At 64.4% G+C, this 615-nt stretch carries 1 protein-coding gene; it reads right to left on the bottom strand.

Annotation, left to right across the window (positions count from 1 at the left end):
• Positions 1-615, bottom strand: a 615-nt coding sequence (locus ENSA7_RS41510; RefSeq protein WP_280524076.1) for a SpvB/TcaC N-terminal domain-containing protein, incomplete at both ends; no start/stop codon positions are given.

The following is a 615-nucleotide window of genomic DNA, read 5'->3' as shown; positions in this document are numbered from 1 at the left end:
CGACCAGGTACGGCGCGTCGCCGAGCTCGGCGAAGCGATGAAACATCAACACGCGCCGACACAGCCGCCGCGTGCGGATCTCGAACCCGGCCCGATAGCTCGAGAAGGTGTCGGGCCGCGCCGCCCAGGGCCGGTCCTCGTCAGGCGTGACCTCGAGCTGCTCACCATGCCAGGTCCCGTGCTCGCCATAGTCGAGCACGACCTCGAACAACCACCCCGCAGCGACAAACGGCGTCGCGTTGCCATACTTGATTCGCTTGAGATAGCGCTGCGCCTGCCCCGGCGTGTCCGCCAAGCGCGGCCGCTCCTCGGTCGCGTTGACGTCCACACCCGCGAGATCCTCTTGCTTGTATTCATAGACGACGATGTTCCCACGATCGTCATGCGACTCTTCGAGCAACCACGAGAATACATGATTGGGAAACGCCGGATCGGCCACCCGCGCCGCCGCGGTCTTGCCGTAATAACTAGTCACATTATCCGGCGCAATCGTCTTCCAGAACACCTCGCGCGTGGCCTTGGAACGCCAGCGCTCGATCCTCGCAAACCCGCTCTCGACCCGCGGCTGGAACCGGTGGATCAGATGCCCATCGCGCTGCTCGAAGCCGATCCGCA

It is taken from the genome of Enhygromyxa salina, assembly GCF_002994635.1.
Lineage (GTDB): Bacteria > Myxococcota_A > Polyangia > Nannocystales > Nannocystaceae > Plesiocystis > Plesiocystis salina_B.
The sequence above is the reverse complement of the archived record's forward strand: the minus strand, read 5'-3'. Positions and strand labels throughout refer to the sequence as shown.